The sequence below is a fragment of the Gordonia sp. (in: high G+C Gram-positive bacteria) genome (assembly GCF_012515855.1).
In the GTDB taxonomy this organism is placed as follows: Bacteria; Actinomycetota; Actinomycetes; order Mycobacteriales; family Mycobacteriaceae; genus Gordonia.
The window spans coordinates 1-8,101 of sequence record NZ_JAAYXO010000175.1; the positions used below are offsets into that span (position 1 = coordinate 1).

Sequence of the window (8,101 nt, forward strand, 5' to 3'; positions counted from 1 at the left end):
GGAAGGGTCTGATCAACGATCCCGGCATGGACGGTTCGTTCGACGTGGAACGCGGCCTCCGCACTGCGCGTGCTCTCCTGCTCGACGTGATCGACCTCGGTCTGCCCGTCGGCTGCGAGTTCCTCGAACCCACCAGCCCGCAGTACATCGCCGACACCGTGGCGTGGGGCGCCATCGGTGCGCGCACTACCGAATCGCAGGTGCACCGTCAGCTGGTGTCCGGCCTGTCGATGCCGGTCGGATTCAAGAACGGCACCGACGGCAACGTCCAGGTGGCCATCGACGGCGTCAAGGCCGCGGCCTCCGAGCACGTCTTCTTCGGGGTCGACGACTTCGGTCGCGGCTCGGTGGTCCACACCTCCGGCAACGACGACTGCCACATCATCCTCCGCGGCGGAACGCCCGGCCCGAACTACGACGCGGCATCGGTGCTCGACGCCGCCGAGCGGCTCACCAAGGCGGGTCTCTCGCCCAAGGTGATGGTCGACTGCTCGCATGCCAACTCGGGCAAGGACCACGAGCGTCAGGCGGAGGTCGCGGTGGAGATCGCCGAGATGTTCGCGGCCGCGCGCCGCGAGGGCGAGGGCCCGGTGCTCTCCGGCGTGATGCTCGAGAGCTTCCTGGTTCCCGGCGCCCAGTCGCTCGACGGTGAGCTGGTCTACGGCCAGTCGGTCACCGACAAGTGCATGGGCTGGGACGCCTCGGCCGCCGTGCTGGAGGCACTTGCGCGGGCCGGTCGCGACTGACCGACAACTCCTCGAGGACCATCCCTTCGGACGACTCGAAGTACCCGCAGCGGACCCAGGCAGGCCTGATCGGCCGGCCTGGGTCCGCTGCTTATGGGGCCGAGTATCCGCGCTCAGTTTCTGCGGCCCACCGCCGAGTCGATCGCCAAGAACGCCAGGAGCGGCCACCCGAGGAGGGGGAGGAACCAGCCGACGGCTGCGGCTCCGGCGACGATCGCGACGCCGACCGGGCGCGGAAGGCTGCGCAGCGTACCCCGGGCGGGTGCCGCGCCGACGCGGCGGGCCCGTCCTCTCCGCTGCCACCACGACCGATAACCGAGGATGATCATGACGATCAGGGCGGCCATCACCGCCAGCAAGAGAAGCTGGTTGGCGACGCCGAACAGCAGACCCATGTGCAGTTGGACGCCCCACGACGACAGCTTGGCCGCCAGCGGCCAGTCGTCGAATCGGTTGACGTCGACGACGGCATCACGCGACGGGTCGACAGCAATGGAACTGGTCCCCGCACGCCACGACACTCGGCGCTGGGACACGGTGAAGGCGGTCGTGTCGTCGGTCGGTACGTGCACCTCAACGGCGCCGTCGACCCCGTTGGCGCGCGCGATGGCCAGGGCTCCGTCGATCTCGGCGACCGCGTCGAGGCTCGGGTCGGCAGAGGGCCCGGTGGCGCCGCTGCCGTGTCCCGCGTGCTCTCCGCCCGCGGTCGTCGGTGATCCGGTGAGCGAGGCGTCGACCGCCGGAGTGGTCCAGTTCATCGCGGCGCGGAGGTCGGAGACGTGCTCGCCCGCATAGGTCGACCAGGTGAGGCCGGTGGCGGAGAGGAAGAGCAGCGCGATCGCGATCCACACGCCGATCACACCGTGCCGGTTCACCGTCCGGGCGCGACCGCCGAGACCGGGGACGCCGCGGAGAAACGAACCCCGACCGGTGGCCCGACGACGTTTGTGGATCTGGACCACCCACAGGGCCACGCCGCCGAGCGCGACCACCCACAGCCAGGATGCTGCGAGCTCGGAGTACAGCCGCCCCGGGTCGCCCAGATGCAGGTCGCGGTGCAGGCGATCGATCCAGGTCCGGAGGGGGAGGGCCCCGCTGGAGCCGTAACTCACCAGCTCGCCCCTCGATTCGGCGGTCACCGGGTCGATGAACACCGCGCGCCGTTCCGATTCGCCGAGGGTCGGATCGTCGAACAGGACGCGGGTGGTGTCGCCGGGGTCGGTCGCGGGCTGCACTCCGCTGAGGTGCAGATCCGGACGGACCAGTTGGGCTGCTCGGACCTGCTCGGCGACGGACGTCGCCGGGCCCTGGGCATCGGTGTGCAACTGCTGGCGGTAGACGAGTTGCTCGGCGGTGGGTGAGAGCGCGTACAGCGCGCCGGTGACCGCGGCGACGAGAAGGAACGGTGCGATCAACACGCCCGCATAGAAGTGCAGACGTCGGACGAGCGCGGTGAGCGTAGGCCCGACCGGCGCGATGCGCGGTGGCGGGGGAGTTTTCGGGGTCGCCGAAGGGACAGATGTGGACACGACGTGCCTTTCGATCAAGCAGAAGTGATCGCGTGCCGTTCACGGCGCGCGATGGGAAGAAGAGAATCTGCTAGTCGAAAGGTGGTCCGCGACGCCCGACGGCGCCGAGGAAGCGCAGAGCCGTCGGCACGATCATCGCGTCGGCCCGAGGCACCAGTACCGCCGCAGGTGTCAGCGGACGGAAGCGCAGCCGCACCGCGCGCAGAGACAGCGCCGACGCCGCGCGCACAAGAAGCTCGGCACCGCACAGCAGGAGCAGGGCGGCGACGGTCCCGACGGCGTGCATCGCGGCCATCGGCGCGGTGAACATGTCGTGGTGGTGGCCCGAGGTCAACACCAGGAGCACGTGGATCAACGCCTGGCCGCCGACCAGCGCGGGCAGGACGCCCAGCGTGGGGGCGGCGGTGATGCCGAGGCCCAGAGCGACGGCGGTGGCGGCGACCATCAGCAATGTCGGAGTCCCGGAAAGCGTGCCCTGCGCAGCGGCGTGGGCGCCGACCCCGGTGATCGCCGATGCGCCACCGACGGTCGCTCCGCGCAAGCGCGAGAGGGCAGTCGGCGTGGTCACCGAGACAGCGTAACCGGCGGAGGTCAGCCGCCTGTGGTCAGCCGATGACGACGAGCCACACGGCGATGTAGTGCAGCAGCGCAGCGATCGCGGTACAGGCGTGGAAGACCTCGTGATGCCCGAACACTCCGGGCCAGGGTTCGGGCCAGCGCAGCGCGAAGAGCACGCCGCCGAGGGTGTAGAACACCCCGCCGACGGCCAGCAGGACGATCACCGCGATACCGGTGTTGTGGACCAGCATCGGGGCGACGGCGACCACCACCCAGCCGAGCACGATGTACAGGATCACGCCGAGCCAGCGTGGCGATCGGGGCCAGATGACCTTCATCGCGACGCCGGCGACGGCACCCGTCCAGACGGTGCCGAGGACCCACCAGCGAGTCGGCGAGTCGAGCCCCATCACGCAGAACGGGGTATACGTGCCCGCGATGAAAACGAAGATCATCGAGTGATCGGCACGCTTCATCGCGATGCGGGCACGCGGCGTCCGCCAGTTGATGCGGTGGTACACGCTGCTGGTCCCGAACAGCGCGCAGATGGTGACGACGTAGATCGTCACCGCGACCACCGGGAAGGCATTGCGGTGCATCGCGGTACCGACGATGAGAACGATTCCGACCGCCGCGGCGATGAAGGTGGAGTACTTGTGGATCACGCCGCGCAGCCGGGGCTTGGTCGCGAAATCCTCGAAGTCGTCGTCGTAGCGGTGATCCACCGCCGCCGATTCCGGGACGTCGGTGTGCGAGACGGTCGGAGAGGTCTCAGTCATGCAACCTACGGTACCGTAACTTTCACGTCGGTAACTTGCCTCAGAGTAGGATCGCGGCTGTGAAACTGCTCCCTGATCGGATTCGCGGCGGCATACTGCGCGTGTACGAACATCGTCTCGTCCAGCTGATGGACGGCGCGCCGCTTCCGCGCCACGTCGCCATCATCTGCGACGGCAACCGTCGGTGGGCGCGCGAGGCGGGATTCGAGGACGTCAGCCATGGTCATCGGGTCGGCGCGCAGCGGATCGCCGACATGCTCGGCTGGTGTTCCGAACTGGGCATCGAAGCGGTCACCATCTACCTCCTCTCCATCGAGAACTTGTCGCGCGAGTCCGACGAGCTCGATGCGCTGATGGAGATCGTGCCCGACATCGTGGACGAGATCTCCGACGTCGACGCAGATTGGCGCGTCCGGATGGTCGGCAACCTCGACGCACTGCCCGACAGCGTTGCGGACCGGCTGCGGGAGGCGTCGCGTCGTACCGAGGGCGCCGCCGACATGACGGTCAACGTGGCAGTCGGCTACGGCGGACGACAGGAGATCGTCGACGCGGTGCAGCAGGTGCTGGTCGAAGCGATTGCGGACGGCGCGACGCCGCAGGAGATGGTCGAGGCGATCACCGTGGACGGCATCGACTCGCACCTTTACACCAGCGGTACCCCCGACCCCGATCTGGTGATCCGCACCTCGGGCGAGCAGCGGCTCAGCGGCTTTCTGCTGTGGCAGTCGGCGTACTCGGAGATCTGGTTCACCGACGCCTACTGGCCGGAGTTCCGGCGCGTGGACTTTCTCCGCGCATTGCGCGACTTCGCCGCGCGCAACCGCAGATTCGGCAAGTGACGGGTTCAGTAAGGGAGAGGGGAGCAACGGCCATGCGGGTCACGGTGGTGGGTGCCAGCGGTGAGTTCGGTTCGATCCTGAGCGAGATTCTGGAGCAGCGCGGCGCACAGGTGACGCGCGCACACCGGGCGACCGGTGTCGACGCGGTGACCGGTGAGGGGCTGACGCAGGCGTGTGCCGGCGCCGACGTGGTGGTCGACGCCACCGGCACCATGGTCCGCAGCGCCACGGAATCCGAGGAGTTCTTCGGTGCGGTGGCACGCAACATCGCGATCGCCGCTGACGAAACCGGAGCCGCGGTGGTCTATCTCACGATCTACGGGGCGTCGGACCCGGCGGTCAACAAGAAGATGGGGCACTACCGCGGCAAGGCCGTGCAGGAGGCGACGTATGCCGAGATGCTCGGTGGTGCAGCGACCGCGTTCCGTTCCACCCAGTGGTACTCGCTGCCGGAGAAGTTCCTGGCGATGATGAGCGTCGGTCCGTTCGGTGCCGCACCGCGCATGACCAGCAAGCCCGCTGCCGTCGAAGACGTCGCCGCCGCGATGGTCGACGTGGTCTTGGATCCGAACCGCCCCGCCGACCTCACGGTCGCGGGACCGGCCGTGATGGATCTGGCCGACGCCGCGAAAGCCATTGCCGCCAAGAAGGGTTCGCCGAAGAAGGTGTTCGCCGTCAACTTCGGCGGTGCGGCCGTGCGCGCGGGCGGCCTGGTTCCCGAGCATCCCGACGTGACCACCACGACGACCTTCGCGCAGTGGCTGGAGCGCCGCTGATGGCGGGAGCGACCCCGGCGATCGCCGCGCTGGAACAGGCCGGGCTGCCGTTCGAGGTGCACAAGTACAAGCACGATCGCCGCCGTGACGACTTCGGCGACGAAGCGGTCGCCATCACCATGTCGACGCTCGGGGTGCAGGCCGCGCAGATCTTCAAGACGCTCGTCATCGACCTCGGCGGCACGTTGGGCGTCGCGGTGATCCCGGTGTCGGAGAAACTCTCGCTGAAGGCCGCGGCGAAAGCGTTGGGCGCGTCGAAGGCCGAGATGGCGCAGGCCGCGAAGGTCACGCGGTCGACGGGGTACGTGCTCGGCGGCGTCTCGCCGCTCGGGCAGAAGACCGCGCTGCCGACCGTCGTCGACGCCTCGGCGCTGCAGTGGGACACGGTGCTGTGCAGCGGTGGTCGTCGTGGACTGGAGATCGCGCTGGCACCCGCCGACCTGGTGTCGGCGACCGGCGCGGTGGTCGCCGAAGTGATCGCCTAGTTCCGCGAGGCCCCTCGAACTACAGCTTGCGCAGACGCACGCGGTTGATCGAGTGGTTGCCGTCCTTGCGGAGCACCAGCGTCGCCCGCGGGCGGGTCGGCAGGATGTTCTCGATCAGGTTCGGGCGGTTGATCGACGTCCAGATGTCGCGCGCCGCGATCGTCGCCTGATCGTCGGTGAGCGACGAGTAGTAGTGGAAGTGCGACTCGGGGTCGGCGAACGAGCCGGTCCGCATCTGCAGGAACCGCGAGATGTACCACTTCTCGATGTCGGAGGTCTTGGCGTCGACGTACACCGAGAAGTCGAACAGGTCGGAGACGGTCAGGGTCGGACCGGTCTGCAGCACGTTGAGGCCTTCGACGATCAAGATGTCCGGCTGGCGCACCGAGTGCACCACGCCGGGCACGATGTCGTAGCTGACGTGTGAATAGACGGGCGCGGTGACTTCGGGGTTGCCCGACTTGACCTCGGTGACGAAGCGCAGCAGCGCGCGGCGGTCGTACGACTCGGGGAAGCCTTTCCGGTGCATGATGCCCCGGCGCTGCAGCTCCGCGGTGGGGAGCAGGAACCCGTCGGTGGTGATGAGGTCGACCTTCGGATGCGTCTCCCACCGCGACAACAGGGTGGCGAGGACGCGGGCGGTGGTCGACTTGCCGACGGCCACCGAACCGGCGATGCCGATCACGAAGGGCACCTGGCGGTTGCGCTGTCGCTCGCCCAAGAAGGTGGAGGTCGCAGCGAACAGCCGCTGCCTGGCCTCCACCTGCAGGTGGATGAGTCGAGACAGCGGCAGGTACACCTCGGCGACCTCATTGAGGTCGATCTGCTCTCCCAGACCGACGAGCTTGTCGAGCTCAGTCTCGTTCAGCACCATCGGCATCGACTTACGCAGCGCACGCCACTGCGTTCGGTCGAGCTCGAGGTACAGGCCGGGATCGCGGTCGTGTGAAAGACGCGCCATGGGTCGATAGGTTACTAGGCCCACGCCTCACCGACGGCGCGCCGGTAGCTTTGGTCACATGAATGATGGTCGTGCTGCAGCAGATCCGGTTGTCGAATACCTCCGCTTGGGGCTGGCGTTCGATCGGATCGAGGAGGGGTTCGTCGACGCCTACACCGGCGACCCCGCGCTGCGCGCCGAAGCCGAGAACGCGCCGCGGCCCGATCCGGCAGACCTGGCTCGTCGTGCGCGGACCCTGCAGTCCGAACTCCCGGCGGGGCTGCCCGCCGATCGGGCCGAGTTCGTCGCCTCGCACCTGACGGCGCTGGAGTGCTCGGCACGCAAGTTCGCCGGCGAGGACGTCGGATTCGTCGACGAGGTCGAAGCCTACTTCGATGTGCGAATCGAGCCGGGCGACGAAGACCGCTACCGGCAGGCGCATGCACACATGGCCGACGCACTCGGCGTGCCCGGCGCCACCGGCGACCAACTCCGCGACGCCTACGCCGCCTATCGACGTGCCGACGAGATCCCCGCCGACCAGGTCGGAGCGCTGATCAACGAGTTCGCGGGCAGTCTGCGGGAGACCGTCCGCCGCGAGTTCCCGCTGCCCGACGCGGAGACCATCGAGTTCGAGGTGGTCGGCGACAAGCCGTGGTCGGGATTCAACTACTACCTCGGCGACTACCAGTCGAAGGTCGCGGTCAACACCGATCTGCCGCAGTACATGTCATCGCTGCCGGGACTGATCGCCCACGAGGCCTACCCGGGGCACCACACCGAGCACTGCCGCAAAGAGCAGGGGCTGGTGGGGTCCGGGCAACTCGAGCACACCATCTTCCTGGTGAACACTCCGCAGTGCCTGATGGCCGAGGGACTGGCCGATCACGCGCTCGCCGCGGCCATGGGCACCGCGTGGCAGGAATGGGCTGCGGAGATCTACGCCGACTTCGGGCTCCGGTTCGACGTCGAGCGCGCTCGCGCCGTCTCGACCGCGGCGGCCGGACTGATCCGCGTCCGACAGGACGCCGCGCTGGCCCTGCACGACCGCGGGGAGAGCGCCGACGACGTCGCGCTGTTCCTGCAGCGGTGGCTGCTGGTGGCGCCCGATCGGGCACGACAGATGCTGCGCTTCCTGACCTCCCCGCTGTGGCGCGCCTACATCTCCACCTACGTCGAGGGCTATGCGCTGCTGGGGCAGTGGCTCGACGTTGCCGGGCCCACCGGTTCGGCCCGGCTGTCGCGGTTCGGGCGGCTGCTCGACGAACCCCTCACCCCGGGAGTGTTACGTCGCGAACTCGCGCTCTAGACTTGGGGGCCATGAGCCAGTTTTCCCAGTCCCTCGCCGACCTGGATCCCGATGTAGCCGCAGCGATGAACGGTGAGCTGTCGCGTCAGCGCGACACGCTCGAGATGATCGCGTCGGAGAACTTCGTTCCGCGCGCA

At 68.4% G+C, this 8,101-nt stretch carries 9 protein-coding genes; 5 read left to right on the forward strand and 4 right to left on the reverse strand.

The window, feature by feature from the left end; translation table 11 throughout:
* On the forward strand, positions 1-746 hold a 746-nt coding region (locus GX543_RS12760; protein ID WP_290852352.1), incomplete at its 5' end, for a 3-deoxy-7-phosphoheptulonate synthase.
* A 113-nt stretch (positions 747-859) separates the two neighbouring features.
* Here the strand turns inward: GX543_RS12760 and GX543_RS12765 are convergent.
* The 3 genes from GX543_RS12765 to GX543_RS12775 all read right to left on the reverse strand — a co-directional run bounded on the left by GX543_RS12765 (position 860) and on the right by GX543_RS12775 (position 3,612).
* Complete coding sequence (locus tag GX543_RS12765) at positions 860-2,275, reverse strand: PepSY domain-containing protein (protein WP_290852354.1); 1,416 nt, start codon at positions 2,273-2,275, stop codon at positions 860-862.
* 70 nt (positions 2,276-2,345) lie between these two features.
* A complete protein-coding gene (locus GX543_RS12770) occupies positions 2,346-2,843 on the reverse strand; it encodes a hypothetical protein (RefSeq protein ID WP_290852356.1) in 498 nt (165 codons plus the stop codon).
* Between the two features lie 37 nt (positions 2,844-2,880).
* The gene (locus GX543_RS12775; RefSeq protein ID WP_290852358.1) at positions 2,881-3,612 is read right to left on the reverse strand and encodes a hemolysin III family protein; all 732 of its coding nucleotides are present in this window, start codon (positions 3,610-3,612) and stop codon (positions 2,881-2,883) included.
* Positions 3,613-3,671: 59 nt separating this feature from the next.
* On the opposite strand from GX543_RS12775, the gene GX543_RS12780 reads away from it, so the two are divergent.
* Genes GX543_RS12780 through ybaK form a run of 3 tightly spaced genes read left to right on the forward strand, consistent with a single transcriptional unit; the run spans position 3,672 to position 5,715 of the window.
* Positions 3,672-4,454: an isoprenyl transferase gene (locus GX543_RS12780; RefSeq protein WP_290852359.1), complete on the forward strand. Its 783-nt coding sequence runs from the start codon at positions 3,672-3,674 to the stop codon at positions 4,452-4,454.
* 32 nt (positions 4,455-4,486) lie between these two features.
* Positions 4,487-5,230, forward strand: coding sequence for an SDR family oxidoreductase (locus GX543_RS12785; protein WP_290852361.1), 744 nt, complete (start codon positions 4,487-4,489; stop codon positions 5,228-5,230).
* Positions 5,230-5,715 (forward strand): Cys-tRNA(Pro) deacylase, encoded by a 486-nt coding sequence (ybaK, locus tag GX543_RS12790; protein ID WP_290852362.1) that lies wholly within the window; start codon positions 5,230-5,232, stop codon positions 5,713-5,715. The genes GX543_RS12785 and ybaK overlap by 1 nt, the downstream gene beginning before the upstream one ends.
* Positions 5,716-5,734: 19 nt before the next feature.
* Here the strand turns inward: ybaK and coaA are convergent, their stop codons facing one another.
* Positions 5,735-6,676 carry a type I pantothenate kinase gene (coaA, locus tag GX543_RS12795; protein ID WP_290852363.1) on the reverse strand — a complete coding sequence of 314 codons (942 nt, stop codon included), beginning with the start codon at positions 6,674-6,676 and terminating at the stop codon, positions 5,735-5,737.
* A gap of 58 nt (positions 6,677-6,734) precedes the next feature.
* On the opposite strand from coaA, the gene GX543_RS12800 reads away from it, so the two are divergent.
* Complete coding sequence (locus GX543_RS12800; protein WP_290852364.1) at positions 6,735-7,964, forward strand: DUF885 domain-containing protein; 1,230 nt, start codon at positions 6,735-6,737, stop codon at positions 7,962-7,964.
* The last annotated feature ends 137 nt before the right edge of the window (positions 7,965-8,101 follow it).

Bases quoted from the DNA above. Each gene is read 5' to 3' on its own strand.
- GX543_RS12785 (WP_290852361.1), top strand. From the start codon at position 4,487: ATGCGGGTCACGGTGGTGGGTGCCAGCGGTGAGTTCGGTTCGATCCTG.
- ybaK (WP_290852362.1), top strand. From the start codon at position 5,230: ATGGCGGGAGCGACCCCGGCGATCGCCGCGCTGGAACAGGCCGGGCTG.
- GX543_RS12775 (WP_290852358.1), bottom strand. From the start codon at position 3,612: ATGACTGAGACCTCTCCGACCGTCTCGCACACCGACGTCCCGGAATCG.
- GX543_RS12800 (WP_290852364.1), top strand. From the start codon at position 6,735: ATGAATGATGGTCGTGCTGCAGCAGATCCGGTTGTCGAATACCTCCGC.
- coaA (WP_290852363.1), bottom strand. From the start codon at position 6,676: ATGGCGCGTCTTTCACACGACCGCGATCCCGGCCTGTACCTCGAGCTC.